Origin of the sequence: Arthrobacter sp. MYb229 (assembly GCF_002975405.1) — a bacterium.
GTDB lineage: Bacteria > Actinomycetota > Actinomycetes > Actinomycetales > Micrococcaceae > Glutamicibacter.
In genome coordinates this window covers 404,281-428,857 of the sequence record NZ_PCPS01000001.1, presented here as the reverse complement: position 1 = coordinate 428,857, position 24,577 = coordinate 404,281, and the positions used below count along the sequence as shown (strand labels likewise).

Genomic DNA, 24,577 nt, shown 5'->3' with positions numbered 1-24,577 from the left:
CTCGGTCAGTGGTCACCGCAATCATCGCTGCACCCCTCTGCCTTCAGTTCCCCGGTGAGCACGGCCAGCGGGGCGGCACAGCAGGCATCGCCCTTCCACGCTTCGACTCCTTCGCGGACGGCAAAGACGGCGATCACGAGTGCGGCGACCGAGTCGGCCCATGCCCATCCGAGCAGGCTGTTGAGCAGCAGGCCGGCGAGCAGGGCGGCGCTCAGGTAGGCACAGATGAGGGTCTGCTTGGAATCTGCGACCGCGGAGGCGGACCCGAGCTCGCGGCCCGTGCGGCGCTCGAACCAGCTGAACAGCGGCATGGCGATGAGGCTCAACCCGGCGATCGCGATACCCACCGGGGAGTGTTCCGGCTCGCGCAGCCCGGAGAGCGAAAGCACGGCATCCACCGAGACGTAGGCAGCCAAAGCGAAGAACGAGACCGCGATGACCCGCAGCGCGGCCTTCTCCCGCCGTTCGGGGTCCGGCGCGGCGAACTGCCAAGCCACCGCCGCGGCAGAAAGGACTTCGACGATCGAGTCCAGTCCGAAGCCGATCAGCGCCGCCGAGGAGGCGGCCGAACCGGCGATCAGCGCGATCACGGCTTCGATCACGTTCCAGGAGATCGTGATTGCCACGACGATCTTGATCCGCCGCCGCAGCACGTCCCTCCGTGCCAGCGTGAGTTCCGCGGCCATCACTGCACGGCACCCTTTGCGCAGCAGCCGGGAACCGCGCAGGCCGGATCCAGGCATATCGCGCTCTCGTCCACGGCCAAGGTCACGTCCACCAGCGCGGTGAGCGCCGCGGCGAGGTGCGGGTCGGCGATCTCGTAGCGGGTTTGCCGGCCCTCGGGTTCGGCGACCACGATCCCGCAGTCGCGCAGGCAGGCCAGGTGATTCGAGACGTTCGAGCGGGTCAATTCCAGTTCCCGCGACAGCACCGCCGGGTAGCTCGCCCCACCGAGCAGGGTCATCAAGATGCGGGAGCGGGTCGGATCGGCCATGGCCCGGCCGAGCCGGTTCATGACATCCAGACGAGAAGCAATAGTCAGCATACAATGACTATACAGCGCATACTGACCAATATGTCAGGGGCTCCTCCAGTCCTCGAAAGGCCAGGCACGCGGCCGACGCCCTGCTACCTCGGCGGGCAGCCGCACGACGGGTGCGTCAAAGGCTCCAGATCAATTGCCCGAGCCCCTTGACATCGCCATGTTCCGTTGCGGCCATGTGCCCCTCAACCGGCCCACTCGCTGCCCAACAAGCCATACACCCAGGAATCGGATACCACGCCATCGACAATGCAGTCCTCGCGCAAGGTGCCTTCCAAGCGGAAGCCCAGCTTTTCGAGCACCCGAGCCGATGCGGCGTTGCGGGTATCGACCTCGGATTGGATGCGATTGAGGTCGAAGGCGCCGAACGCCCAGCGCAGCAGGGCGTGTCCCGCTTCCGTCGCATAGCCGTTGCCCCAGGCGGCCTGGTTGAGGCAATATCCCAGAGAAGCGCTTCGAAATGCCGGATTCCAGCTGTTCAGCGTGCACCAGCCGACGAATGCCTGGTCGGAGCGGCGTTCAATGGCCACGCGGGCACCGCTGCCTTCCTCCGCCATTTTCCTGCACCCCGCCATGAAGCGGGCGATCGACGCCCGGTCATCCCAGGGCGGCGAGTCCCAATAGCGCAGCACCTGGGCATCGCTTTGCAAGGCGAAAAGGTCCTCCGTGTCGGCATCCGTGAAGGGACGCAAGCGCAGGCGTTCGGTCTCCATGGTCGGGGTCGGCAGAATCATGAAATCATTCTGGCACAATCTCGAGAATCTCAACCCGGAGCCTGAGGTTGAAGTCGTGGATCGGCCCGGCTCGATTCGATTGTCGCCGCGAGGCCCGGACCGTGGGGATTCAGGCGCTTGCAGAACCATGCAGACCGTCCAGAAAGGCCTTGGCCGCCGGCGAGAGGTTGAAGCCGCTCCACGCCAGGTACTCGATGCGCGTCGGCCCGTCGCTGATCGGGATGGCGCGGAAGTCGCCGCTGTCGGGGATCACCGCCGGGGAGAGGAGCGCGATGGCGAGGTTGCTGCGCACCAGGCCCAGCATGAGGTCGGTGCTCATCGCCTCGAACGCGACCTCACGACGGATCCCGGCCGCCGCGAAGGCAAGATCCGAGGGGGCTCGTCCGGTTGTGCCTACGGGGAAGTCCACAAACGTCTCCTCGGCCAGCTCCGCCAGCCGCAGCTCGCGTCGGCCGGCGAGCTCATGCTGCGCGGATACGACGGCGACGAGCCGTTCACGCGCCAGCACGCTGGCGTCGACCCCGCCGTGCGGTATCGCCCCGGGGAGCCCCAGCACGGCCACATCCATGCTTCCGTCGGCGATGGCTGCGATGAATTCGTCGCTGCCTCCGCTGCGCAGCCTGATCCCCACTGCTGGATGTGCACGGTGGAAGGCTCCAAGCACCGCGGGAATGTCGAGCGCCGTCACCGTCGGAATCACCCCGATGGTCAGCGTGCCGCGGATCTCTCCGGTCGCGGCGGCGGCAGCCGAGACCGCGCGTTCGGCAGCCTCGAGGCTCAGCCGGGCCGAGACGAGGAACGCTTCGCCGGCGGCGGTGACTTCGACGCGGCGGCTGGTGCGGGCAAATAGGCTGAGACCCAGTTCGCGTTCCAGGGCCTTGATCTGGTGGCTGAGCGCGGACTGCACCACGTGGCAGCGCGCGGCGGCGCGGGTGAAGCTGCGTTCCTCGGCGACCGCGACCGCATAGCGCATCTGCTGAAGTTCCATGCATTCATGATTGCAGTTCATCGATGGCATGACAACAATGTGTTGGACTCATTCATCGGTGCGACAGAAGATGAATATATGAACACAACGACGATCCCGCTGCCAGTTCCCGGCACCCTGCTGCCCTCGCGCATCGGCTGGACGCTGCTGACGGCGATCGCCCCGGCCGTATGGGGCACGACCTACATCGTCACGACGCACTTGCTGCCCGAGGGGCATCCCTTCTTCGCGGCGCTGATGCGCTCACTGCCCGCCGGGTTGCTCGCCCTGCTGATCGCCCGGCGGCTGCCGCGCGGGTCCTGGTGGTGGAAGTCCCTGGTTCTCGGCACGCTGAACATGGGCGCGTTCTTTCCACTCTTGTTCCTCGCCGCCCAGCGCCTGCCCGGCGGCATCGCCGCCACCTTGGGTGCGTCGCAGCCGATCGTGGTGGCGCTGCTCGCCGTGGCAATCCTGCACGAAAAGCTCTCCGCATGGCGGGTCATCTGGGGCCTCGGCGGCATGGCCGGGGTCGGCCTCGTGGTGCTCGGTCCCGACGCGGGGCTTGATCCCCTCGGCATCCTCGCGGGCCTAGCCGGGGCCGCCTCGATGGGCACCGGCGTCGTGCTCACGAAGAAATGGGGCAGGCCCGAGGGCGTCTCGGCGATCGGACTCGCCGGCTGGCAGCTCACCGCCGCCGGACTGCTGCTGCTCATCCCGGCCATGCTCTTCGACGGAATCCCGCCGGGCATCGATGGCCCGGCGGTCGCCGGATACCTGTGGCTGAGCCTGATCGGCACGCTGTTGACCTACGGACTATGGTTCTCCGGCATCCGCCGGCTGCCGGTGACCGCGACCGCACTGCTCGGGCTGCTTTCCCCGCTGGTAGCCGCAACCCTCGGCGCGGCCATCGCCGCCGAGGTCCTCACACCAGGCCAACTTTTCGGCTTCGCCGTCGCGCTCATCGCCATGGTCGCCGGTCAACTGGGCCCAACGAAGAAGAAAGCACGGTTCCCCGCATGAACATTGCAGTTCTCGGCGCCACCGGCATGGCCGGCAAAGCCATCGCCGCAGAAGCCCTCGACCGCGGACACCACGTCATCGCGCTCTCCCGAGGGCACCACGCCGCAGCACCTCGCCACGACCGACTGAGTACACTGGCCGTTGATGCAGCCGACACCGCAGCGTTGCACCCGGTGCTCGGCAAGGCCGACGCGGCGGTGCTCGCCATCCGGCTCGGCCCGGGCGAAGAGTCCCGATTGGCGCCGCTCACCCGAGGCGTTTTGGACGCCGCCGAGCAGCACGGCACTCGGGTGCTGATCGTCGGCGGCGCGGCACCGCTGCGCTCCCCGACGGATCCCGGCCGGCTCTTGATCGAAGACCCCGACTACGTGCCCGCTGCGTGGAAGCACGTCGCGCAGGCCAGCCTCGACCAGTTCAAAACCTGCCAGAGGCACCCCTACAGCGGATGGATCTACCTGAGCCCGCCGGCGATTCTCGAACCCGGCGAGCGCACGGGCGGATATCGGCGCGGGCGGGGCACACTGCTCACCGATGCGCATGGCATCTCGCGGATCACCGCGGCCGACCTAGCCATCTCCGTGCTCGACGAACTCGAGAGCCCCGGCGGCGGCCAGCATTTCACCGTCGCGCAAGCCGCCTCCTGCTGATCCACTCTCCCGGGCAGCCCGGCGGAAATTCCGGAATGCGGCGCATCGGCACCATGTATAGTTTCAGGCATGTCGAGTCCCGAGTCAGACAAGTCGGGGACTGCCGGTCACCCCGCCAGTCCCCTGAACCGCTAAGCACCAGCGCCGCGCCCTGCGCGCACGCGTGCCTGACTTATCCGGGCCCCTGGCCGTGGTGACAAAAAGGAACCCCCTTTTGACCTCTCACCTCGGAGTCCTCGATGCCTTTTGCTCTCTACCTGCTTGCCCTGGCCGTTTTTGTCATGGGCACCTCAGAATTCATGCTCGCGGGCCTGCTGCCCGCTATCGCCACCGAACTTGACGTGCCCCTCGGCACTGCCGGGCTGCTGACCTCCGCCTTTGCGCTCGGCATGGTCATCGGCGCGCCGGTGATGGCCGCTTTCGCCCGGCGTTGGCCGCCGCGGCTCACGCTGCTGCTCTGCCTTCTCCTCTTTGCCGCAAGCCACGTCATCGGAGCGATAACGCCCCTGTTCTCGATTCTGCTCATCACCCGCGTGCTCGGCGCCCTCGCCAACGCCGGATTTCTCGCCGTCGCACTGAGCGCGGCCGGCACGCTCGTGCCGGAGAACCAGAAGGGACGCGCGCTGTCGATCCTGCTCGCTGGAACCACGCTCGCAACCATCGCGGGCGTCCCCGCGGGGGCGCTGCTGGGCACGGCGATGGGCTGGCGCACCACATTCTGGGCGATCGCCGTCCTCTGCATTCCCGCAGCCATTGGCATCCTGCGCGGTCTCGGGCCCACTCCCGGGCAGCCCGCGGACGCTTCGGGCGCTCCGAGGCTGCGCGTGGAACTCGGCGAGCTGGCCACGCCGCGCCTGAGTCTCGCCCTGGGACTCGGCGCCCTGGTCAACGGCGGCACCTTCGCCGCGTTCACCTTCCTGGCACCGGTAGTCACCGAACACGCGCAGCTGGCCGAAGGGTGGATCCCCGTCGCCCTGGTGATCTTCGGCGGCGGGTCGCTCCTCGGCGTCACGCTCGCGGGGCGGCTCGCGGATCGGCATTCGGGGGCCGTGCTCGCCGTCGGCGGACCGCTGCTGCTTGCCGGCTGGATTGCCTTGGCCTTGAGCGCATCCCATCCGGGCGCCCTGATGATCCTGCTGTTCGTACAGGGAGCGCTGTCCTTCGGCGTGGGCAGCACCCTGATCACACAAGTGCTGTACGCGGCTTCGGGGGCGCCGACGATGGGTGGTTCCTACGCCACCGCGGCGCTGAACACCGGAGCCGCCGCCGGGCCCGCGCTGGGTGCATTCGGCCTGGCCACCGGGCTGGGCCTGCTCTCCCCGATCTGGGTGGCCTCCGCGCTGACGGCGCTCGCGCTGCTGATCATGGCCCTGGCGGGGCGCACCCAGGCGAAGACTCCTGCGGACGCCAATTGCTGACGCGCTGCGGTTCGGTGCCTGCCGCAAATGCCCCGGGGCGCACAGCTCTGCAGCTCTTATTCAGCGGCCAATTCGAGGAGCCAGAGCAGCAATCATGCTGATGCGGTGACCGCAAGGAAATCTGCGTCGAGTCGCAAGCCTGGCCTTCCGGGGAAGGGACGAGCTGGATATTATCCAGATAAGGACTACGGATCGTGCGAATCGCGAATCCCGCTATTGTTCCGTGGCGAAAACATCGACGGTCAGCCATTCGATAACAGATGAGCATTGCACGCCAGGTCTGAAATCCATAGAATGAACATCAGTTCATTCTATGGAGGTGTTCGTGCGTGTAGCAGAACAGAATCGGGCCTTGCGCGAGACTACGCGCCAGGCGATCGAGCGCGCCGCCGTCCGCATTTTTGCACGGCATGGATTTGCTGCGTCGAGCATCCGGCACATCGCGGAAGAAGCTGGGCTCAGCATCGGATCCATCTACCGGCATTATGCGAGCAAGGAAGTCCTCTTCGACGACCTGCTCAAGCAGGCCGCGGCCGGCCTAGAAGCGGTCTCCGATACTCTTTCGGGCGACGGCGATCCGCTCGCCTTAGTGCGCGGTTTCACACATGACTTCCTCTCCGACCTTGCGGGAGATCAAGAGGCAGCCGAGTTCTATCTCGTGATCAACCAAGGATTCCTGAGCGACACCCCGGCAGGAACGGCGGCACGGCTCGCGGCCGAACAGGGCTCTCTCTGGGAAGCCTTCGCCAAGCTCATCCGTCGGGGACAAACCTCCGGACAGTTCGCAGATGGCGATCCGGAGCAACTAACCGCCTATTATTTCGCAATGCTGTCGGGTATTGCGAACATGCGCCTGGTCATCCAGGACGCGTTGACCGACTCAGGCGCAGACGTTGTGCTTCGCCTACTAACTGGCGAGGGAAACCCATGATCGAGATCAAACGTGGCGACGAGCTTGGCGAGAACTCCCGCCGGGACATCACCGCGGTGCTAATCCACGGATTTGCCGACGACTTCAAGTACTTCTCGAAAGACCCGCAGGTTCTGGCGGACGCTTTCGAACACATGATCATCCTAGAGCGCTTCTATATTGCACTGGTCGATGGAGAACCTGCGGCGGTTGCGACCCTGACGGAAGGAGATCAGGAGTGCTTCAAGCCCAGCGGACGTGAATTTCGGCGTGCGTTGGGAAACTGGCACGGAGCAATCAGCTACTTTATCGTTCGGAGCCAGTTCCTCGGGGCCTACGCGGACGCACGGCCCGCTCTGGCCGAGATCGGCTTCGTGACCACCGTGCCACAACGTCAAGGCCAGGGCGTCGCAACCGCTCTGATGAAGCATTTGCTGCGGTTGCCTTACCAGGAATTCGTGCTCCGAGACATCAAGAATACGAACACCGCCGCGTTGGCGCTATACCGCAAGCTCGGATTCCGTGAATCGCACTCGCGCCCGGTGAAGTTTGCCAAGCGTGCCGGATTCTCGAACTATCTGTCGATGAGAATCCGGAGCTCAGAATAACGAGGAGAACAATGGACTTGACGGAACCACAGCTTTGCGACTTTTCAAGGTGCTACTCCATTGCCACTGTGCTCCGTAGTAATTGAATGGCCCGTTGGATCCTGCGTTGAACCCCCTGAGCTCGTCCCGGATTGAGCGTGCTCGCGATTTTTGGGGATACCGCTATTCCCGCACCGTGTAGCTGCTTGCGAAAAGTCAGCCGATCCCAGCAGAAACATTCAATAGCCACGGGCAGGGCAACGCGCCCGAGGCTGGCGCCCGCACCGGAATCAGACGCAGCTCAATGGCTTAACTAGATTGATCAATTTCATCAAGGTGCCCGCCGGTGCTTGTTCCCTCGCTAGCCGTTGCGCTCGGCCAGGCACGTGCCGAGCCGGAGCAATTCATCGAGGGAACCGGCGTTGCGTTCCATGCTCTGCTCATCCATGACGCCCATGTCCACCTCGTAGATGCCACGGTCCTGCAGGTTCAGCAGGATCGCGGTCCCGCCGCCGTCGTCGCCGATCATGAAGTAGCCGGGCAGGTAGGCCTGCACCTCGTAGTCGACGTTGCGTTGCACTACGCCCTCGGCCCCGAGGATGCTCAGGTTCCCTTCGGTGTACAGACCGTTGGAGATCCGAAGCAAATCCACATATTCCTCGGGCAGCGGACCGCCATACTCGCCCCGCTCGGTCTCCAGAACAGCGGGCGAGGCGGGCGGATGCAGGGTGAACTTCTCGCTCAGTGCCTCTCTTGAAAGCATGGTTCAACCATCCCACACGATGAATGCGTCGCGGTCGAGATAGTGCTGGAACGCCAGGAGCAGCTCCGCGGTTGTCGCGCCCGGTCGCTGCGCTAGGGCGTTGGCGACGATGCTTTGCACGTCATCGATCGCGAGGACATACTCGTAGTCGAGCGCGATCGCTTCGGCCGGCAGATCCATGGCGGCATCGGAGACGTCATCCACATCCCAGACCAGCACCGGCGCGGACTCCTCGAAGGACCGCCGGCCTGCGGAAGCATACAGGGCGTGCGTCCACGGCAGATCGCCCGCGGTCCGCAACACATCCCCCAGCAGCATTCTCATGGTTCTCAGCTTCCCTCGTTCAGACAGGCCAGTGGCGTGCGGCAGGATGCATGCACAGTTCCCAGGCAGGCGTTGGACGCAGAAAGGCAGAATTCCAGTTCATGGTTTCCACTTGGTGGCCACATGAGGACTTCACTCGCGGCTCGTCCTATTCCACAACTGATGGGTCAGTCCGCTGGAGGTGCCAATGGATTCGACGCTGAAGCGGTCTTCCAAGCCGGCCAGGTGATCCCAGATCCGGACACCGGAACCGAGCACGATCGGAACGATCACCACATGCAGGAAGTCGATGAGATCAGCCTGCAAGAACTGGCTCACGGTCGATGGTCCACCGCCAATCCGGACATCCAACCCGCCGGCCGCTTCCTGCGCCAGGCCAAGCGCTTGCTTCGGCGACGCATCGACGAAGTGGAAGCTGGTGCCGTTGGCGAATTCGAGTTTCTGGCGTGGATAGTGGGTCAGGATGTACACCGGGGTGAGGAAGGGCGGTTCGTCTCCCCACCACCCTTCCCAGCCGTCATCGGGCCATTCGCCCGTCTGCGGACCGAATTTACGGCGGCCCATGATCTCCGCCCCGATCCCCTGGCCCCACATGCTGAACATGGCCCGATCCACGGTCACCGGGTCATCGATGCCATGGATGCCGTGGATGACGCGTCCGTCGAATTTGCCGAAAAGCGCGCGGGCGTCACCGATCGGCTTCTCGAGCGTCACGTACTCACCTGCGGCATAGCCATCCGAGGAAACTAGCAAGTTATGTACCCGCGTCCGGACCATGGCAACTCCCTAAGCTCTTGAGATCTGGAATCACTTGAACCCTAGCGCAGAGCATTTTCGATCCGCAATCGGTTTGGCGGCCGAATATCTGGAGAGCGAGCTCCTTGACGGGCATGATGTTCTCAGCTCCACTGCTGCGATCCGGGAAAACGCCTCTCAGAATGCGGGTTTCTTGGCATTATTAGATCTTGATGCGGGCCCCTATCTCGTCGCCACACCTAACAATCACCGGTAAGTCCAACCAATCCCCCGCCACAGACACCCGGCTAGCAACCTTTGTTGACAGGCGATTGCTTGGCAACGTAGGTTGACAGCATGGAGTCAACACAGATCACCACGGTCGCGGCAGACACCAGCGACCCACGCTCCGGGCTTCGCGCTATCGCTTCCCTGCGTGCACTCACCGAGCGGCTCGAACTCGCGCAAGTTGAGGCGGCCCTGCGCTTGGGCATGAGCTGGCAGAACATTGCCGACGCACTCGGGGTCTCCCGCCAGGCAGCGCACAAGAAGTACGCGAAGAAGGTCGATCAGACTATCCCCGTAGCAAGGAGGGCCCATTGAGCAAGTTCAGCGACGCGGCAACTACATCGCACACGCTCTCGCTCGCCGCCATGGAGGAAGCCTCCCGCATCGGACAGCGCACCGCCGACATCGAGCATCTGCTTCTTGCACTCGTCCTCAGCGAGCAGAGCGCCGGACAGGTCCTGCGAAGCATGGGGATCACTCTTGAATCGGCAAGAGCTGCCGTCAACGAGCAGCATTCGGCACAACTCGCCTCGCTCGGCGTCAACAGCGGACTCCCGCCACAAGGGCGGATCGTCTTCCATGAAACCGGTGGCTACGAATGGAGCGACCGCGCGTTAGCCGTGATCAAACGCGCGAGCGGCGGCGGGCGTCGGGGAACTGCCGCTGACGTACTGGGTGAACTCATGACGGAGCCGAGCGGCATGATCGACCAAATACTACGGCGGCTAAATACGGCACCCGATCAGGTGATCGCGCTAATCGATGAAGCCCAGCACTTCACTGCCTTCAAGCCACGACACAGCATTCGGCCGGACCAACGTTCGGGAAGCATCGAGGCATTTATTCCCGCTGCCGTTGAACAGGTCTGGGATTTGCTCTACAGCCCGTCGCGGATACCTCAGTGGGAACCGACTATCAATGAAATCGCCGGCAACGATCCACTGGGACGCATCCATATTGGCGAACGCTGGAGCGCACGCACTCGCACGCAGCGGCCCGATGGCAAGCAGCTTCGAATTAAGCCTGAATTCCAGACCCAGGATGTCGAGCTTGTCGCATGCAGAGACGCAACATTGATCGAGTGGCAGTTCACCTTTCCAGAATCGGCGCGGGCCAACATCAAGCGAATACGTATTGAGTTGGAGCCTGCAGCTGGCGGCACCCAGCTTCATATCCACCTGCGCTGGGAACGCAATGCCAACCGCGTCGTTCACCCATGGATCGAACTGCTCCTTCGCCCGCTCGTTCGTTTCGGGATCTGGATGCAGCTGTCGCAACTGAGCGGTGGCATCGGCCGAGTTTTCCGCTAAGCGCTCCACTGCTCACAGCTCTGTGGTGCCTCTTCGCTGCCAGTCCAAGCGACAAACCAACTATCGGGCCCGTCCAGATTCCAGAGGCGAGGGAGACTAAATTCAAACGGGCCAGCGCCATGCCTGGATCGAATCGCCACCCCAGTCCCTCGACGAAAGGTTGGGCTTCGCGGCCTTGACGGGGCCCTCGTGCTCAGCGGCTCGGTGATGTTCAGCCGGCCAGGTGCCAGCACCGCTATGTACTTTTCCCGCTCAACCAGCAAGGCTGGGATCATGGAAAACTCTGCGATTCGAGAAATTTGTGCGCTGGCCGAGATCCACGGATTGACGCTGGATCCTTCGAGTATCACCATCAACGAACTAGGCTTGGATTTCCAGGTCGCCATCGGCACCACAAATTCCGGCGATTCCTGGGTACTGCGGATTCCACGCCGCCCCGATGTCACCGAACGCGCGGCGGTAGAAGGCCGGCTGCTCCACTGCCTAGCGCCGCACCTGGACGTAGCGATTCCCGATTGGAAAATCCATAGCGAGCAGTTGATCGCCTATCCGCTATTGCCCGGCGAACCGGGGCTCACCCTCGACGAGGCAGGGCAGCCACAGTGGCATTTCGACCTGGAATCCCGGCACTACGCGCACTCCTTGGCGGATGTGATTGAGCAATTGCATGCGGTGGATCCACGGGTAGTTGCCGACAGCGGGATCGAGGTGTTCACTCCCGACTCCGTGCGCCAACGCAAGCGAGAGGACATCGCCACAGTCGTGAACGAATTTGAGGTAGCCCCAGATTTGCAGGACCGCTGGAACGCCTGGTTGGCCGATGACCGGTACTGGCCGCAGCACACCACCGTGACGCACGGAGAAATTTATCCCGCGCACCAACTGATGACCGGCGAGCGCATCGACAGCATACTGGACTGGACCACCGCGGCCATCGGCGACCCGGCCCGGGATTTCGTCTTCCACCAGGCAAGCGTTTCTCCGCAGGCGTTCGATGCCACCGTGGCCCGGTACGTAGCTCAAGGCGGGGTGGTTTCTCCGCTTTTGGCGGAGCACTGCGCCGAACTTTTCAGTACCGCCGCCGTTGATTACGGCCTCTTCGCGCTGCAGACCGGAGCCGACGAACATCTCAAAGCCGCAGCGGCCCAGCTCAATTCCTAGGCCGCCTGCCCAGAGACTTTGCAGCTACGCTGAATTCCGGAATTTTGTCCGTGCCTATCCTGCCTGCTTGTGCAATCTAGTCCGCTTAGGTTCTTGTCTCGTGAGCGCTGCTCGCCTCGGCAAGTACGGTGAGCTCACCGCCAAGTGGTTTCCACAGTGCCGCCCGGATAGCGGTGAGCTGCTCCAAATTCCGTGGAGTCAGCTCATCCAACGCACGAATGTAGTCCGGGACGATTTCTCGTGGCAGCCGAAGGCCCATCGTCAGATGCGGAGTCCATCTCGACCCTCGACCATCCGGGTTCAGCGCGCTAATCTCGCGTGCAGCGGATTCCAGTTCTTCGGAGGCTTCAAGCAACCAGGCGACGGTTTGCTTTCGCTTCGTTCCGAAAACAACGGTGCCCGCACGTTCCAGCCGTGCCGGGATCAGCGCAGGAAGCAACCGCGCAGAACATTGCGCAACCTCATCGGCCATTGCAGGTGAAAAGGTGATGGTGATATGCGGCGTCTGCTGTTGCGCCGGAAACCCACGCTCGGAAAGACGCGCGAACACCTCGCGGATCTGTTGCTCCTCGGCATCCGCCAATCGCAACAAGATGTTTTCTGGCGAGCTTCTCATCAGCGCTTCCTTATCCTGCACCTTATCCCTTGACGGCGACAGTTTACCGGTTGGGCTTCCCCACCATATCGCTCATGGAGCGGGTCGATGAACAGGCAGAGGTATTCCCGATAACTCTCGTTGGCCGGGGTAAACAACAGAGTGCCCATCCCTTGGAGTTCCCACAGCTTAGAGGCGTAGTGCTTGAGGCAGTTCAAGGGCTTCCCGGCGGTCCATATAATTGCGCGAATCCCGGATTGCAGTGCGGTACAGATCAGACCCGAGAATAGTCGGTTCAGCTTCGGCGCCTGGTTGTTGCCTTCGGGAATAGCGGCTTCACCATAATCAGACAAGGGGTATCTTCGCCCCACAGGTTGGTCTCCTCCAGAGCAAGAAAACCGCACTTTTCATAATAGTAGCGCGTGCGTCGATATCCTTCATCCGGATGAGATGCTCCGAGCGTCTTCACTTCCAGCAGCTTGACCCCGTTGCCGATCGCCTCGGCTTCAAGCGCCTCAACCATCGCACTACCCACGCCGGATCCATGGAATTCACGATCAACAACTGTCAGATGGATTTCCGCGACATGCGGAAAATGCCGGTCAACCAGCGTGAGTCCGATGACTTTCCCCGCGTTGTCCCGAACCGTCCAGGTTTCTTTGGTGCGCGCGGCCTCGATGTACTCCGCGTTGGATTCAGGCTGCCCAAACCACTCGGGAACGGTTGACAACAGTCGTGCGGTGTCTTCCGGGAGCTGAGCATCTCGTCCCGCCGTCCAAGGTGCACTATTCATCTTCACAACCGCATCGGCCTTTCGCAAAGCTCGCTAACCGTCCTATTTGAGCGTAGCCCAGCCATCGACCGGCAAAACAACAGTTACCGCCACTTTCGTAATTCAAATATCTAGATACACATTATACTTAGATACATGAACGACGATGAGGTGAAACCGGAATGGCCGTCAACGTGGACTCGTGCCGCGCTGGGAACGGCCGTTCTCGCCAGTCTTGAGAACGGGCCGCTGCACGGGTACGGAATCGCGCAGGCAGTTAACGAACTTGGCTTCGGACGTCCAAAGGGCGGCTCCCTCTACCCGTTGCTAACCGGCTTGGAAAACGATGGCGCCGTGATCGCGCAATGGGAGCAAGGACAGAACGGCCCCGGAAAACGCAACTATGCACTGACTCCGCCCGGGCATACAAGGCTCCAAGAGGAACGCCGGGCCTGGCATGCTCTAGCCGAATCGCTAAGCGCGCCAAAACCAGCTACTGACAACGACTCGGACCGCGAAGGAAAGCAGCCATGACTCAGCATTCCCCTCAGCCACTCACCGAGCTTGATCTCACCGGGCTCATCGAAGAATTTCGTGCGGCCCGGGGAGCGGAAAGCGACGTTAAGTGGCTGCGAACCGTTGCAGGGCGGCTCATGCTCGACGGCGTCAAGATTGCTACCGCCAAAGAGGCACTCATCAAGCTTTTGCCGGTACTCAGAGATGCGCAGGAACCGGCGGAAGACCTGTTCGGCGATCCAAAGGTCTGGGCCAAGGAACAGCAGGAGCGCTGGCAGCAGTCCGGAACCCCCGCCTACGACCGGCACGAATTGCTCTCGACGGGGCAGTTCACGCAAGCCATCTGCTTCAGCGCGACATTGATTACCGTGGCAGTAACCATTGTTGCGCTGATCGACGACGGGTGGACAGCACGCTTGAGCTGGATGATGTTCGCCCTTCCCTTCTTCTTGGCAGCAGCAACCATAGGCCTAGTGCAAGTTTGGAATCTGGCGGTGCGCAAATTTACGCGCCCGATGGCGATGGTCTGGACCGCGGTGTCCTTAATCGTTGGCACTCTTGCCCTCAGCTCTCTCGCCATGCTCTTGCAAGGTTCGGCTGGGACAGGAAGCGTTCTTTGGTATCTGGCACCGGTGCCGCCGTACGTGCTCATTCACTACGCAATCGGCGTCGTCCTGAAGCGCAACCCAAAGGCCGCTGCGCGCATCGCGCCGGAAGCCGCTGCAGTTTCTCAAGACGAATGGGTGGGCGAGCTTCAGGCGAATCTCCGGCTTCGCGGTGATCTCAGTGACCGACGGATTCGCGTGATCGTGAACGAAACCCGCGCCCACGCTGCGGAGGCCGAGGCATCTCTGCAGGAGGAATTCGGTACTCCGGCCAGCTATGCGGCCAGCTTCACACCGAATGAGCCCTATCGCGCGCGCCGTGCGGCGTGGGCCTGGACAGCTGGCAGCGCGCTGATCGCGGCGCTCATCGTGGTTTCGATCCTCAACGCGCAATCATTCGTGACCTGGCGGACAACGATATTCGCAGCATTGCTGGTCGGCACCCTCTGCTACGCAGTGCAGAGCTGGCGGGCATCTTTCAAGAATCGGTAGCGTCGAGCAATAACGCGGAGTTCGCATCCGCCATCGAAGCCCAGCTTTCGCCAATCCTTGCAGTTGCATGATTCCGCCACGGGCAACAATGGAACGGCCGCTGTGTTTGCCGATGGCAAGTGGATAGGCTGGGTGGATGGCAACAGTTATTCTCGTGCGGCACGGCCGCACCACAGCCAACGCCACGGGCCTGCTGGCCGGCCGGGCGTCCGGCGTCAATCTGGATCAGACCGGGATGGATCAAGCGGCACTGGCCGGAGAGCGGCTCGCGCCGGTGCCCTTAGCCGGGGTGGTCTCAAGCCCGCTGGAACGCTGCCAGCAAACCGCACGGTACATTCTGGACCGCCAGGCCGGCACCCCCTACGCGCCCACCGATCTAGATCTCACCGAATGCGACTACGGCCAGTGGCAAGGCCGCACGCTCAGCGAGCTGGCTGCCGAAGACCTCTGGCCGGTGGTGCAGTCGCAACCCTCAGCAGTCACCTTTCCCGGTGGTGAATCCATGGCACTGATGCAGGCGCGATCGGTCGCGGCGATTCGACGCCACGATGCGGCCTTTGAAGCCGAGCACGGGCCAGAGGCCGTGTGGGCTGCGGTGAGCCACGGGGATATCATCAAGTCAGTTCTCGCCGACGCGCTCGGCATGCACCTTGACCTGTTCCAGCGCATCAATGTGGGCCCAGCCTCCATCTCGATCGTGCGCTACGGCGCTGGCCGGCCAAGCGTCTACGCGATGAATACCGATGCGGGTGATCTCTCGTGGCTGGCCAAAGGCCTCCACTCGGCAGATGCCCCGGTGGGCGGCGGCGCAGGGCAACAGACACCACGGACTTCAGGAGCCTAGAATATTTATATGCCTACACGTATTCACGAATTTTCCTGGCCCGATCGGGTCGTCGTTGGCGTCACCGGCCTTCCAGGGTCGCGTACGTTCTACCTGCAGGTGCGCGCGGGCAAGCAGCTGGTGAGCATCGTGCTGGAAAAGCAGCAGTCGGCTCAGCTCGCGGAGAATATCGATGACATTCTCGACCAGCTCCTCACCGTCGACGGCAACCCGTTCAGCATTCCCACCGGAACTCCCCCTGAACTTGTCGACAATGACCCGATTGAGGAGGACCAGGAGCAGTTCCGCGCCGGTGCAATGAGCCTGGGCTGGGACCCATCCACGTCCCAGATCGTGATCGAGGCCCATCCCCTCGCCGAGGAAGATCCCGATGCGCAGCTCGGTGAGGAGTCGCTTCACCCCGAGGAGGCCGAGGAGACCGAAATGCTGCGCGTCCGGATGCCGGTGGGCACCGCCCGCGCATTCGCCAAGCGCACCCGCGAGATCGTAGATGCCGGGCGTCCGATGTGCCTGCTGTGCGGCTATCCCGTGGACGCCGACGGACACACCTGCACCCTTCCCGAGGCCTAATGCAATCTCCTGAACTCATGGCCGCCGAGTTGACGCTCACCGGCCGCATCACCACCGCGTCAAACGCCACCTTTCTTGGCAGCATCGGCGAGACGGTGGTCGTCTACAAGCCGATCGCCGGCGAAAGCCCGCTGTGGGATTTCCCCCAGGGAACGCTGGCCCACCGGGAGGTGGCCGCCTACCAGGTCTCGCAGGCCCTCGGCTGGGGCGTGGTGCCCCGCACCTGGCTGCGCGATGGCCCGCTCGGCGTTGGCATGGTGCAGCTTTGGCAGGAGCCGGACCCCGCCCAAGATGCCGTGAACCTGATCGCGGCGGACCAGGTGCCGGCAACTGGTTGGAAACAGGTTCTCCAGGGACAAGATGAGAGCGGACGAGCGGTCTCCCTCGTTCACGAAGACACCCCGGCTCTGCGACGCATGGCGGTGTTCGACGTCATCGTCAACAACGCCGACCGCAAGGGCGACCACATCCTCGCCCTGGCCGACGGTCACCGCCACGGCGTGGACCACGGGCTCACCTTTCACCATGAGCACAAGCTGCGCACGGTGCTGTGGGGATGGCGCGGAGAGGCGCTAACCGCCGAGGAAGAAGCGGGCATACACCGTGTCAGCGAAGGGCTGCACGGTGAACTGGGCCAAAGCCTGGCGGCGTTGCTCAGCGCCGAAGAACTCGCATCTCTCGCCGCGCGCTGCGCCAAGTTGCGCTCGGCAGGGCAGTTTCCGGCACCGAGCGGTGAGATGCCAGCGGTTCCCTGGCCGCTGTTCTAAGGGAATTACGAACACAATTTTCGCCGCTGGTTGGTTGTGCACAAAATCTGATTGCTGCACCAAGGTGGCAACCGCTCGGAAATGCGCATGACCGCCACGAACACTTGTTCATGGCGCCATCGCAAAGGTTTAGCGTAGCTCAGGGACCACGGCATTGAACCTGAAATCACCACGTCGCCACACGAAACCACCGCCAGGCGTGCTCTGCCGGAAACCTGGCAGCTTCTCGAACGGGAAGACTACGGCAGGCCAATAACCCCCGATTTTTCCGGCTGCCTCTGTGCGGTCACCCGATTGGCCGCTGACATAACAGCCGACATACTCGCCGCCAACACCGAACGCCCACGCCCAGCGGTCCAGAAAATGCCGTCATCGGTTCGGCATTCAAGCAGAGTTAATGCCTCGCTGTCGTTGCCTGCACCCACGCTGGTCTGGTGCAAGCTGAGGACGTCAACTGCGATGCCGTGAATCTCCAGTGCGGAAGTCAAAGCCTCAACCGGCCCAACACCATCATGCGTGCTGCTGTGTTGCTGCCCGGAAACGTCGAGAACAACCTCTACACGAGCGGCTCCCTCCATATCTACAACCTGATAGCTGTGCAACGCGAGGCGCTCGGCCGATGAGCCCTGATGCAGATAGACCTGCTGAAAAACACTCCACAGCCCGGCTGCACTAGCTTCGCTGCCGGTGGAGTCCGTATGCCGCTGCACGTGGCGGGCGAAGTCAATCTGCAGGCGCCGTGGCAGCTCAATCCCGTACTCAGCTTCGAGCAGATATGCGATTCCGCCCTTGCCCGATTGGGAGTTCACGCGTATTACGGCAGCATAATTTCGCCCTAAATCTGCCGGGTCGATCGGCAGGTAAGGGACGTTCCAGGGAATATCGTGTTCCGGACGCTGTTCGGCGCTTGCCTGAACGCGATGAGCGATAAACCCCTTTTTGATCGCATCCTGGTGGGTGCCGCTGAAGGCGGTGTGCACGAGGTCCCCGACGTAGGGTTGGCGCGGGTGCACCTCCAGACGATTGCAATACTCCACCGTTCGACGGATCTCATCGATGTCGGAAAAATCGATCATTGGGTCGATGCCTTGGGCATGGAGATTCAGCGCCAGAGTCGCGATGTCGACGTTTCCGGTGCGTTCGCCGTTTCCAAAGATGCACCCCTCGACGCGTTGAGCTCCGGCGAGGACCGCAAGCTCGGCGCAGGCGATCCCGGTACCGCGGTCATTATGCGGATGCACCGACAGGATGACGGAATCCCGGCGTGCAAGATTTTTGTGCATGTATTCGATCTGGTCGGCATACACGTTTGGAGTTGCGATTTCGACGGTGGCCGGAAGATTGAGAATCACCGGACGCTCAGGCCTCGCATCCCACAGCTCTGTCATGCTGTTGCAGATGTCGAGTACATAGTCCGGTTCGGTCAGATTAAAAACCTCTGGGGAAAATTCGAAGCGTACGTTCGGCATGTCCCCGGCAAATTCGAGCACATCACGTCCACCGGCCAAAATCAGTTCTTTGAGCGCTTCCCGCTCGTATCCGAGCACCAGGTTGCGCCACGTTGGGGCGGTCGCCGTATACATGTGGATCACGACCGGGTTGGAAATCCCCTTGAGCGAGGCAACCGTCCGCTCGATGAGCTCTCGTCGAGCTGGGGTGAATACGACGATCGTCACGTCATTCGGGGCGATGCCGGTTTCCGCGATCAGCCGCACGAAGTCGTAGTCGGTCTGTGATGCCGAAGGGTAGCCGACCTCGATCTCCTTGTAGCCCATGGCGACCATGAGCTCGAAGAAGCGGCGCTTGCGTGCCGGGTCCATCGGCTCAGCGAGCGCTTGGTTGCCATCGCGCAAGTCAACCGGAACCCACTGCGGAGCCTCGGTAAGCTGCTTCGACGGCCAGTCGCGTGCGGCCAGTGGCACGTCGACTCGAGAGTAGACGTTGGAGTAGCGGTGCGAGGGCATCTGTGAGTATCGCTGCTGGTTCCAGCTCGGTGCATTATCCGGCACGGAGCCTGCCGGAGTCGAGATATGGGGAAATGATGTCTTTGTCATTTTTGTTTCCTTCAGTCCAAGAATTGCGACCGGCACAGCATTCGCCTCCACGACGGGGAGCCGGTCTGGCTACGCCCCGCCGTGGCGGCGAAGTAGAAGGAAATTTTCGAAGAACATGGATAGACTGTAACACAACTCCTCAGACAAGCTGATGAGTTGGAAGGCGATTACGTGGCACAAGTGACTCGAACACCGTTGGCGGATCAGGCAGCGGATCTGCTACTCGAACGCATCCGGTCGGGCGAATGGGCGCTGGGAGAAAAACTCCCGGGCGAGACCACGCTTGCTCCCCAGCTCGGCGTCGGACGATCCACACTGCGCGAGGCCATTCGCCAGCTGGCAGGGCGCGGAGTCCTGGCCTCCCGGCAGGGATCGGGTGTCTTCATCACAGCCCTGGATGTCTCGGAAGACTGGGATATCGTCTTGCGTCGCGCCGGCATCATCTCGGTCATCGAGGCACGTATCGCCATCGAAACGGAAGCCGCCTCGCTCGCAGCCGCACGCCGGACCCCGGCGGATGTCCGTGCGATCCGGCAGGCCCTCTCCGCCCGCGCCGAATACCGCGATGAAATCGAGAGCCACGTCGATGCCGACACCGCGTTCCACCGCGCGATCGTGGCCGCAGCGCACAATCCAATACTTCTGGATCTGTTCGACAGCTTCACCCCGCGGCTTCGCGAGGCGATGATCGAAATGCTGCGAATCCGCAAGACATTTGGGCACACGGCGGACCAGGACCTTCACGGTGGGCTCGCCGACGCGATCTTCGATCGAGACGCGGCCGCGGCCGCTCAGCGCAGCCGCGCTCACCTGATGTCGCTGCGAGACAGCCTCACGTAGGCAAGTTCTAGCCGGCTCCTGCCAGAGAAGTATCATTGGAAATGGTTCTCGCGGCGGCATCACCACGCCAGGAATAAAGGTGCCCGTCAGCCCGCGGGCCTACAAGCACTTTTCAATGAATTTTTACACGTTCAAGCGGATCTCCACCGAGTTCGGGCACGGAGAAACCTCTCGCGAAAGCGCATTCCGACAGAAACACCCTGGGCCAAATCTTTTTTACGGGCTCGCCCGACTTAGGCGCAAGGCTTTCTGGTCGACAAGCCGTTGACCAGTGCCAGGGTCCACCTCGTCGGTCCGCTCCCTTGCCCGCACTCGTTCAGATCACGAGCCGGCAATTCTTTACGCCCGGATTCTCAGGAAGCAGCTGCTGCCCAAGTGCCCGGCTTCACCCCATAGTTCAGCCTCCACCAGCGGCTAGAATCCCCCACTTCGCGGAGAAAGCGCGTGTACGCGTGAATCCGGCATCCCGATGAGAGGCTGCGAGCGTCTTCACTTCCAGGAAGCAGGCCCCGTGGTGGGCGGCGTCATCGATAACCCTGCGCATCGAGGTACCGAGGCCTGAACCGTGCACTGCTCGGCCGACAACGGTGAAACGCAGCTCGGCGTTGGATTCCGGTTGCCCGAACTACTGGGAAACCGTGACGAGCAGGAGCGCGACATCATTTGGCATGTGTCGATCGGGGCCTGCGACCCGCACTCCACCGTTCATGCCACCTTCAGCGGCGTGATCGAAGCTATCTGCTCCCCCGCAATGTCCTCTGCGCGATCGAGCTCGTAGTGGCTCTGCAGGTTGAGCCAGAACTCGGCCGATGTGCCGAAGTACTTCGCGAGCCGCAGCGCGGTGTCCGCCGAGATCCCACGCTTGCCGTGCACGATCTCGTTGATGCGCCGCGGCGGCACTCCGATCGACACAGCGAGCTTGTTCTGCGTGATCCCGAATCCCTCGATGAAGTCCTCCATGAGGACCTCGCCCGGGTGGATGGGCTGCATCTTCTCAGTGGTAGTCAACGATCTCCACCTCCTCTGGTCCGGCGTCTGTCCATTTGAAGCAGATCCGCCATTGGTCATTAACACGTATGCTGTGCTGGCCGGCCCGGTCGCCTTTCAAGGCTTCGAGCCGATTGCCCGGCGGACTTCGCAAGTCATCCAGGTTCGTCGCTGACCCCACCTGGCGGAGCTTGCGCAGCGCCACCCGGAGTATCCGAGGATCAATGGACGGCACGCGCTCACGAAGCCACAGACGCTCGGTATCCTTGCTGCCAAACGATCTGATCACAGTTCCAGTATATAACGGAGTGCGTCAATAACGCTAGACGTTAAACCTGAATACAGCCGCGTTCTGGCACGTACGCCATTGGAAAAGTGGGCACTAGCTGTAGCTCTCGCGGTCGGGCACAACGAATCTGCACAGTGTATTCGCCTCACGGATGTCCTCGTCTGACTCTCCCCCGGAGACCTCGCTCAGCATGCCCAGCAGCGACTGGCCTGAGCTGCCCAGACGGAACAAAAAGAAGGCCCCCACCTCACTTGCGATTCGTTCCCTTGGAACGCGGTGCTTCGTCTTTCCGCTGGTCGCGCAACGCGGTGGCTACGGCCACAAAGAAAGCGAATAACAATGCGACCCACAGGTTTTCAAGAACTTCTACCGGCGACCTACCCGATATCAGGCAATACGCTCCAATCAGCAGGCCCATGCCAAAAACGGAGATGCCGAGGTATAGCGCCACGCGTTGCATGGCAACCCGTGAAATTTTTCTCACTTGCGATACCTCCCACCTATAGATGTTTCTGAATACCTCGCTCAGGATAGGTGGCGTTTCTGAGCGGAGCAAATTGCCTCGCGATCACCTCAGCCACCCGTCTGAGGGTTGCAAGAAGATTAGGCGGCGGTGGGGTGCCGGACCGCGAGGGTCACGGCCAGATCCTAGATGGTCTCGTATTCGATGGGGCCAACAGGCCCAATCCGGTCTAGCTGCGATGATCGCAATTCACTGAGTCTTCCTCGACGATTGTGCCCTCGGGATTGATCCGATTCATGCCTGCCGGATGGCGCTCAGTTCTTGGCATCAATTCATGGATAGAGCCTGCTACGCTGCCGCTGTGGATCATGGAACCGGGCTAGCGCGACTGCGTCACGATCGCCATGCCTCGGGCCCTCCTGCATGACACAATAGCCCGGCTCAAGTTTAATGATTCGCCCGACGTTTATGCCTACGAACAACACCATAATCGTTCGCCGCAGGCGGGCTCGACGATGCCGAAGAAGACCGAGCGCTTGCCAAGCTTAGATATTGAAGCGGAACTCCACCGCATTACGGTACGGAATAACCTCTGACTCTGAGCCATACTGTCCCTCATCGATAGACCTCTCGCCGGTGGCCAAGGCGCAGAATCCGGGTTCCGATATTTCTATCCCTCGTCGCTTGCTGCTCCGGGGCGAGACTGGCATGCCGGGCCCTGTTGCTATTCGTGGAAACTGTTCCGATATTGGCTAGGAGACGTGCCAAGAGAAGCGCGGAAGTGGTCACGGAGCGTGAAGGCGCTTCCGAATCCGGCTTGCTCTGCGACCTGATCAATGGGGAGCGTTGTGGTCTCAAGGAGCGCTCTCGCGAGTTCGATTCGTTGTCGGGTGAGCCACTCCCCGACGCTTTGTCCGACTTCCGCGCGGAATCGTCGGGTGAAGGTCCGGCGACTCATTCCGGCGTGTTCGGCCAGCTCGGCGACGGGTAGCGGACGCTGAAGGTGTCGGAGTGCAAACGTTCGGGTCCCAGAGGTGCTCGAGTCGTCAGAATGGGGCACGGGTCTTTCCACGTACTGCGCCTGTCCACCGTCACGCCAGGGCGGAATGACGCAGCGTCGTGCAACATCGTTCGCAACCCGGCTGCCGTGGTCGATGCGGATCAGCTGCAGGCACAGGTCGATGCCGGCCGCGGCTCCGGCGGACGTGAAGATCCGTCCACTTTGCACATAGAGCACATCAACTTCTACCTCGATGGCCGGGTAGGAAGCGATGAAATGCTCAGTTCTCTTCCAATGCGTTGTGGCGCGACACCCTTCGAGTAGACCCGCCGCAGCGAGCACATACGACGCCAGGCAAATGGCAACGATGCGCGCAGCGGGCGGGACGAGCGCGACGGCGGCAGCGAGGTCCTCTGGGAGCTGCTCCGGCCCGGTGATGTTCGCGTGGTGTTCCCCCGCGGGGATGACGATAGTGTCCGCGGTCGCGAGAACGGACGCGTCGTGCGTCACCGTGATCGTGAAGTCTGCGGCCGTGCGGACCGGGTGCCCATCTGGTGAGCAGGTGATCACCTCATACAGAGGCTCACCATTCTCGTCGAGCGCGGAACCGAACAGCCGCGTCGCGATACTCAGCTCGAAGGGAAGCACTCCTTGGGATGCGAGAACTACAACACGATGCATGGCCCAATCCTCCCACATAATGGCCAGCGGGCCACTCGTCAGGGCGACGCGAGGAGACCAGAATTGGAACCATGACAGATCACACCATGCAAGCGCTCACCCAGAACATTCTCGGCGGGCCAGAAGTACTCCACTTGACTGAACAGCCGCGCCCGACCCCTGGACCAGCCGAAGTCCTCGTCCGGGTCCGCGCGACGGGACTGAGCCCGACAGACTGGGTGCACCGGCGTATCCCCGGATTCCTAGGGGACGGATCGAAAGTGCTCGGCTGGGATGTGTCGGGCGTCGTCGAGGAGGTCGGCCTCGGTGTCTCCATCCACAAGGCGGGTGATGAGGTGTTCGGAATGCTCCCTTACCCGCAGGGGCACGGAGCCGCGGCCGAGTTCGTCGTTTCCCCTGCGCGGCACTTGACCCGGAAGCCGGCGAACATCGATCATGAAGCAGCTTCTGCCGTGCCACTCGCAGCGTTGACCGCGTGGCAGGCGCTCGTCAATGTCGCCGACGTGCAACCGGGACAGCGAGTTCTCATCCATGCGGCCGCTGGTGGAGTTGGTCACTTCGCCGTGCAGATCGCCAAAGCCAAGGGTGCATATGTGATCGGGACGGCGAGTTCCAAGAACCATGAACTGGTCACGTCGCTGGGAGCAGACGAAGTCATCGATTACACCAAAGATGACTTCTCGGCAGCCGCACAAGACATTGACGTAGTACTGGACACAATCGGCGGCGACTACGTTCCTCGCTCCCTGCGAACCCTCCGAGCCGGCGGCACCATCGTCTCCATCGCATTGAACACCACCACTGACCATTCTGCCGAAGCCAGCGCCATCGGTGCCCGCCACGAGATGATGCTCGTAGAAGGCGACCAAGCGGGCATGCAGGCGATCGCCGAACTCCTCCACGACGGGGCTGTCCGCCCCGTGATCGCAGCTACCTTCCCTCTGAGAGATGGGCACCGCGCCCACGAACTCGGCGAGAGCGGACACGTCGCAGGGAAAATCGTTCTGACCGTCTGAGTTCGGGCACGCGAGAGCGAAGCCAACCGTGTCTTCAACGGAGTCCGGTTAGCTTCGCTCTCGCCCCTGGTGTCCTTTGTCGCCAACCACAGGCTGCTCGAACGTTAGGCTCAACGAAACCGACCCCGAACTCCGATGGCCGCCGGATCGAGGGACGATTGCTAGGCCTCCGATGGGCCC

Annotated in this window: 29 protein-coding genes; 15 read left to right on the top strand and 14 right to left on the bottom strand. The window is 62.4% G+C overall.

Going from position 1 to position 24,577, the window contains the following annotated elements:
* Positions 1 to 5: 5 nt before the first annotated feature.
* From CQ019_RS02040 to CQ019_RS02025, 4 genes are all read right to left on the bottom strand, one after another.
* The gene (locus CQ019_RS02040) at positions 6 to 686 is read right to left on the bottom strand and encodes a cation transporter (RefSeq protein ID WP_181148219.1); all 681 of its coding nucleotides are present in this window, start codon (positions 684 to 686) and stop codon (positions 6 to 8) included.
* A complete protein-coding gene (locus CQ019_RS02035) occupies positions 686 to 1,045 on the bottom strand; it encodes a helix-turn-helix transcriptional regulator (protein ID WP_105568820.1) in 360 nt (119 codons plus the stop codon). The genes CQ019_RS02040 and CQ019_RS02035 overlap by 1 nt, the downstream gene beginning before the upstream one ends.
* A 182-nt stretch (positions 1,046 to 1,227) precedes the next feature.
* Entirely contained in the window at positions 1,228 to 1,776 is a 549-nt protein-coding gene (locus CQ019_RS02030; protein ID WP_105568819.1) for a GNAT family N-acetyltransferase, read from the bottom strand.
* A 109-nt stretch (positions 1,777 to 1,885) separates the two neighbouring features.
* Positions 1,886 to 2,764: a LysR family transcriptional regulator gene (locus CQ019_RS02025; RefSeq protein ID WP_105568818.1), complete on the bottom strand. Its 879-nt coding sequence runs from the start codon at positions 2,762 to 2,764 to the stop codon at positions 1,886 to 1,888.
* 78 nt (positions 2,765 to 2,842) lie between these two features.
* On the opposite strand from CQ019_RS02025, the gene CQ019_RS02020 reads away from it, so the two are divergent.
* The 5 genes from CQ019_RS02020 (at position 2,843) to CQ019_RS02000 (ending at position 7,346) form a co-directional block, all read left to right on the top strand.
* Positions 2,843 to 3,763, top strand: coding sequence for an EamA family transporter (locus CQ019_RS02020; protein WP_105569245.1), 921 nt, complete (start codon positions 2,843 to 2,845; stop codon positions 3,761 to 3,763).
* A complete protein-coding gene (locus CQ019_RS02015; protein WP_105568817.1) occupies positions 3,760 to 4,410 on the top strand; it encodes an NAD(P)-dependent oxidoreductase in 651 nt (216 codons plus the stop codon). The genes CQ019_RS02020 and CQ019_RS02015 overlap by 4 nt, the downstream gene beginning before the upstream one ends.
* 239 nt (positions 4,411 to 4,649) lie before the next feature.
* Positions 4,650 to 5,828 (top strand): Cmx/CmrA family chloramphenicol efflux MFS transporter, encoded by a 1,179-nt coding sequence (locus tag CQ019_RS02010; RefSeq protein ID WP_105568816.1) that lies wholly within the window; start codon positions 4,650 to 4,652, stop codon positions 5,826 to 5,828.
* 352 nt (positions 5,829 to 6,180) lie between these two features.
* A complete protein-coding gene (locus CQ019_RS02005; protein ID WP_258133816.1) occupies positions 6,181 to 6,759 on the top strand; it encodes a TetR/AcrR family transcriptional regulator in 579 nt (192 codons plus the stop codon).
* Positions 6,756 to 7,346: a GNAT family N-acetyltransferase gene (locus CQ019_RS02000; RefSeq protein WP_096288878.1), complete on the top strand. Its 591-nt coding sequence runs from the start codon at positions 6,756 to 6,758 to the stop codon at positions 7,344 to 7,346. The genes CQ019_RS02005 and CQ019_RS02000 overlap by 4 nt, the downstream gene beginning before the upstream one ends.
* Before the next feature lie 340 nt (positions 7,347 to 7,686).
* On the opposite strand, the gene CQ019_RS01995 is transcribed toward CQ019_RS02000, so the two are convergent.
* From CQ019_RS01995 to CQ019_RS01985, 3 genes are all read right to left on the bottom strand, one after another.
* On the bottom strand, positions 7,687 to 8,088 hold the full coding sequence (locus tag CQ019_RS01995; protein ID WP_096288880.1) for an SMI1/KNR4 family protein: 402 nt from the start codon (positions 8,086 to 8,088) through the stop codon (positions 7,687 to 7,689).
* 3 nt (positions 8,089 to 8,091) lie between these two features.
* Positions 8,092 to 8,412, bottom strand: a complete 321-nt coding sequence (locus tag CQ019_RS01990; protein ID WP_146112440.1) for a hypothetical protein — start codon at positions 8,410 to 8,412, stop codon at positions 8,092 to 8,094.
* Positions 8,413 to 8,544: 132 nt separating this feature from the next.
* Positions 8,545 to 9,189, bottom strand: coding sequence for a dihydrofolate reductase family protein (locus CQ019_RS01985; protein ID WP_105553049.1), 645 nt, complete (start codon positions 9,187 to 9,189; stop codon positions 8,545 to 8,547).
* 315 nt (positions 9,190 to 9,504) lie between these two features.
* Here CQ019_RS01985 and CQ019_RS01980 point away from each other — a divergent pair, with 315 nt between their 5' ends.
* The 3 genes from CQ019_RS01980 to CQ019_RS01970 all read left to right on the top strand — a co-directional run bounded on the left by CQ019_RS01980 (position 9,505) and on the right by CQ019_RS01970 (position 11,906).
* The gene (locus CQ019_RS01980; protein ID WP_096288886.1) at positions 9,505 to 9,750 is read left to right on the top strand and encodes a hypothetical protein; all 246 of its coding nucleotides are present in this window, start codon (positions 9,505 to 9,507) and stop codon (positions 9,748 to 9,750) included.
* Complete coding sequence (locus CQ019_RS01975; RefSeq protein WP_105553050.1) at positions 9,747 to 10,745, top strand: SRPBCC domain-containing protein; 999 nt, start codon at positions 9,747 to 9,749, stop codon at positions 10,743 to 10,745. Before CQ019_RS01980 ends, CQ019_RS01975 begins: the two co-directional genes overlap by 4 nt.
* A 273-nt stretch (positions 10,746 to 11,018) precedes the next feature.
* Positions 11,019 to 11,906, top strand: coding sequence for a macrolide 2'-phosphotransferase (locus CQ019_RS01970; protein WP_105569244.1), 888 nt, complete (start codon positions 11,019 to 11,021; stop codon positions 11,904 to 11,906).
* A gap of 85 nt (positions 11,907 to 11,991) precedes the next feature.
* On the opposite strand, the gene CQ019_RS01965 is transcribed toward CQ019_RS01970, so the two are convergent.
* Both CQ019_RS01965 and CQ019_RS01960 read right to left on the bottom strand, forming a co-directional pair.
* Positions 11,992 to 12,522: a 2'-5' RNA ligase family protein gene (locus tag CQ019_RS01965; RefSeq protein ID WP_105568814.1), complete on the bottom strand. Its 531-nt coding sequence runs from the start codon at positions 12,520 to 12,522 to the stop codon at positions 11,992 to 11,994.
* Between the two features lie 274 nt (positions 12,523 to 12,796).
* Entirely contained in the window at positions 12,797 to 13,321 is a 525-nt protein-coding gene (locus tag CQ019_RS01960; protein WP_258133815.1) for a GNAT family N-acetyltransferase, read from the bottom strand.
* Positions 13,322 to 13,429: 108 nt separating this feature from the next.
* On the opposite strand from CQ019_RS01960, the gene CQ019_RS01955 reads away from it, so the two are divergent.
* The 5 genes from CQ019_RS01955 (at position 13,430) to CQ019_RS01935 (ending at position 17,067) form a co-directional block, all read left to right on the top strand.
* Positions 13,430 to 13,807 (top strand): PadR family transcriptional regulator, encoded by a 378-nt coding sequence (locus CQ019_RS01955; RefSeq protein WP_105568813.1) that lies wholly within the window; start codon positions 13,430 to 13,432, stop codon positions 13,805 to 13,807.
* The gene (locus tag CQ019_RS01950) at positions 13,804 to 14,886 is read left to right on the top strand and encodes a hypothetical protein (RefSeq protein ID WP_105568812.1); all 1,083 of its coding nucleotides are present in this window, start codon (positions 13,804 to 13,806) and stop codon (positions 14,884 to 14,886) included. Before CQ019_RS01955 ends, CQ019_RS01950 begins: the two co-directional genes overlap by 4 nt.
* Positions 14,887 to 15,022: 136 nt before the next feature.
* The gene (locus CQ019_RS01945; protein WP_105568811.1) at positions 15,023 to 15,730 is read left to right on the top strand and encodes a histidine phosphatase family protein; all 708 of its coding nucleotides are present in this window, start codon (positions 15,023 to 15,025) and stop codon (positions 15,728 to 15,730) included.
* Positions 15,731 to 15,739: 9 nt separating this feature from the next.
* Positions 15,740 to 16,300: a DUF3090 domain-containing protein gene (locus CQ019_RS01940; RefSeq protein ID WP_105568810.1), complete on the top strand. Its 561-nt coding sequence runs from the start codon at positions 15,740 to 15,742 to the stop codon at positions 16,298 to 16,300.
* On the top strand, positions 16,300 to 17,067 hold the full coding sequence (locus tag CQ019_RS01935; protein WP_105568809.1) for an SCO1664 family protein: 768 nt from the start codon (positions 16,300 to 16,302) through the stop codon (positions 17,065 to 17,067). Before CQ019_RS01940 ends, CQ019_RS01935 begins: the two co-directional genes overlap by 1 nt.
* A gap of 239 nt (positions 17,068 to 17,306) precedes the next feature.
* Here CQ019_RS01935 and CQ019_RS01930 read toward each other — a convergent pair whose 3' ends face one another.
* Positions 17,307 to 19,031, bottom strand: coding sequence for a 2-isopropylmalate synthase (locus CQ019_RS01930; RefSeq protein ID WP_374954783.1), 1,725 nt, complete (start codon positions 19,029 to 19,031; stop codon positions 17,307 to 17,309).
* A 261-nt stretch (positions 19,032 to 19,292) separates the two neighbouring features.
* On the opposite strand from CQ019_RS01930, the gene CQ019_RS01925 reads away from it, so the two are divergent.
* Positions 19,293 to 19,961: a FadR/GntR family transcriptional regulator gene (locus tag CQ019_RS01925; RefSeq protein WP_105568807.1), complete on the top strand. Its 669-nt coding sequence runs from the start codon at positions 19,293 to 19,295 to the stop codon at positions 19,959 to 19,961.
* 705 nt (positions 19,962 to 20,666) lie between these two features.
* On the opposite strand, the gene CQ019_RS01920 is transcribed toward CQ019_RS01925, so the two are convergent.
* From CQ019_RS01920 to CQ019_RS01900, 4 genes are all read right to left on the bottom strand, one after another.
* Positions 20,667 to 20,969 carry a HigA family addiction module antitoxin gene (locus CQ019_RS01920; protein WP_096288907.1) on the bottom strand — a complete coding sequence of 101 codons (303 nt, stop codon included), beginning with the start codon at positions 20,967 to 20,969 and terminating at the stop codon, positions 20,667 to 20,669.
* The gene (locus tag CQ019_RS01915) at positions 20,956 to 21,237 is read right to left on the bottom strand and encodes a type II toxin-antitoxin system RelE/ParE family toxin (RefSeq protein ID WP_096288909.1); all 282 of its coding nucleotides are present in this window, start codon (positions 21,235 to 21,237) and stop codon (positions 20,956 to 20,958) included. Before CQ019_RS01915 ends, CQ019_RS01920 begins: the two co-directional genes overlap by 14 nt.
* 247 nt (positions 21,238 to 21,484) lie before the next feature.
* On the bottom strand, positions 21,485 to 21,721 hold the full coding sequence (locus CQ019_RS01910; protein ID WP_141393613.1) for a dicarboxylate/amino acid:cation symporter: 237 nt from the start codon (positions 21,719 to 21,721) through the stop codon (positions 21,485 to 21,487).
* A 703-nt stretch (positions 21,722 to 22,424) separates the two neighbouring features.
* The gene (locus CQ019_RS01900) at positions 22,425 to 23,381 is read right to left on the bottom strand and encodes a GlxA family transcriptional regulator (protein WP_105569242.1); all 957 of its coding nucleotides are present in this window, start codon (positions 23,379 to 23,381) and stop codon (positions 22,425 to 22,427) included.
* A gap of 71 nt (positions 23,382 to 23,452) precedes the next feature.
* Between CQ019_RS01900 and CQ019_RS01895 the strand changes: the two genes are divergently transcribed.
* Positions 23,453 to 24,397 (top strand): NADP-dependent oxidoreductase, encoded by a 945-nt coding sequence (locus CQ019_RS01895; RefSeq protein WP_217990434.1) that lies wholly within the window; start codon positions 23,453 to 23,455, stop codon positions 24,395 to 24,397.
* Positions 24,398 to 24,577: the final 180 nt, after the last annotated feature.

Bases quoted from the DNA above. Each gene is read 5' to 3' on its own strand.
- CQ019_RS02025 (WP_105568818.1), bottom strand. From the start codon at position 2,764: ATGGAACTTCAGCAGATGCGCTATGCGGTCGCGGTCGCCGAGGAACGC.
- CQ019_RS02000 (WP_096288878.1), top strand. From the start codon at position 6,756: ATGATCGAGATCAAACGTGGCGACGAGCTTGGCGAGAACTCCCGCCGG.
- CQ019_RS01940 (WP_105568810.1), top strand. From the start codon at position 15,740: ATGCCTACACGTATTCACGAATTTTCCTGGCCCGATCGGGTCGTCGTT.
- CQ019_RS01935 (WP_105568809.1), top strand. From the start codon at position 16,300: ATGCAATCTCCTGAACTCATGGCCGCCGAGTTGACGCTCACCGGCCGC.
- CQ019_RS01965 (WP_105568814.1), bottom strand. From the start codon at position 12,522: ATGAGAAGCTCGCCAGAAAACATCTTGTTGCGATTGGCGGATGCCGAG.
- CQ019_RS01950 (WP_105568812.1), top strand. From the start codon at position 13,804: ATGACTCAGCATTCCCCTCAGCCACTCACCGAGCTTGATCTCACCGGG.
- CQ019_RS02020 (WP_105569245.1), top strand. From the start codon at position 2,843: ATGAACACAACGACGATCCCGCTGCCAGTTCCCGGCACCCTGCTGCCC.
- CQ019_RS02040 (WP_181148219.1), bottom strand. From the start codon at position 686: ATGGCCGCGGAACTCACGCTGGCACGGAGGGACGTGCTGCGGCGGCGG.
- CQ019_RS02010 (WP_105568816.1), top strand. From the start codon at position 4,650: ATGCCTTTTGCTCTCTACCTGCTTGCCCTGGCCGTTTTTGTCATGGGC.
- CQ019_RS01895 (WP_217990434.1), top strand. From the start codon at position 23,453: ATGACAGATCACACCATGCAAGCGCTCACCCAGAACATTCTCGGCGGG.
- CQ019_RS01955 (WP_105568813.1), top strand. From the start codon at position 13,430: ATGAACGACGATGAGGTGAAACCGGAATGGCCGTCAACGTGGACTCGT.
- CQ019_RS01990 (WP_146112440.1), bottom strand. From the start codon at position 8,412: ATGAGAATGCTGCTGGGGGATGTGTTGCGGACCGCGGGCGATCTGCCG.
- CQ019_RS01985 (WP_105553049.1), bottom strand. From the start codon at position 9,189: ATGGTCCGGACGCGGGTACATAACTTGCTAGTTTCCTCGGATGGCTAT.
- CQ019_RS01945 (WP_105568811.1), top strand. From the start codon at position 15,023: ATGGCAACAGTTATTCTCGTGCGGCACGGCCGCACCACAGCCAACGCC.
- CQ019_RS01995 (WP_096288880.1), bottom strand. From the start codon at position 8,088: ATGCTTTCAAGAGAGGCACTGAGCGAGAAGTTCACCCTGCATCCGCCC.
- CQ019_RS02035 (WP_105568820.1), bottom strand. From the start codon at position 1,045: ATGCTGACTATTGCTTCTCGTCTGGATGTCATGAACCGGCTCGGCCGG.
- CQ019_RS01970 (WP_105569244.1), top strand. From the start codon at position 11,019: ATGGAAAACTCTGCGATTCGAGAAATTTGTGCGCTGGCCGAGATCCAC.
- CQ019_RS01980 (WP_096288886.1), top strand. From the start codon at position 9,505: ATGGAGTCAACACAGATCACCACGGTCGCGGCAGACACCAGCGACCCA.
- CQ019_RS01930 (WP_374954783.1), bottom strand. From the start codon at position 19,031: ATGCCCTCGCACCGCTACTCCAACGTCTACTCTCGAGTCGACGTGCCA.
- CQ019_RS01900 (WP_105569242.1), bottom strand. From the start codon at position 23,381: ATGCATCGTGTTGTAGTTCTCGCATCCCAAGGAGTGCTTCCCTTCGAG.
- CQ019_RS02015 (WP_105568817.1), top strand. From the start codon at position 3,760: ATGAACATTGCAGTTCTCGGCGCCACCGGCATGGCCGGCAAAGCCATC.
- CQ019_RS02030 (WP_105568819.1), bottom strand. From the start codon at position 1,776: ATGATTCTGCCGACCCCGACCATGGAGACCGAACGCCTGCGCTTGCGT.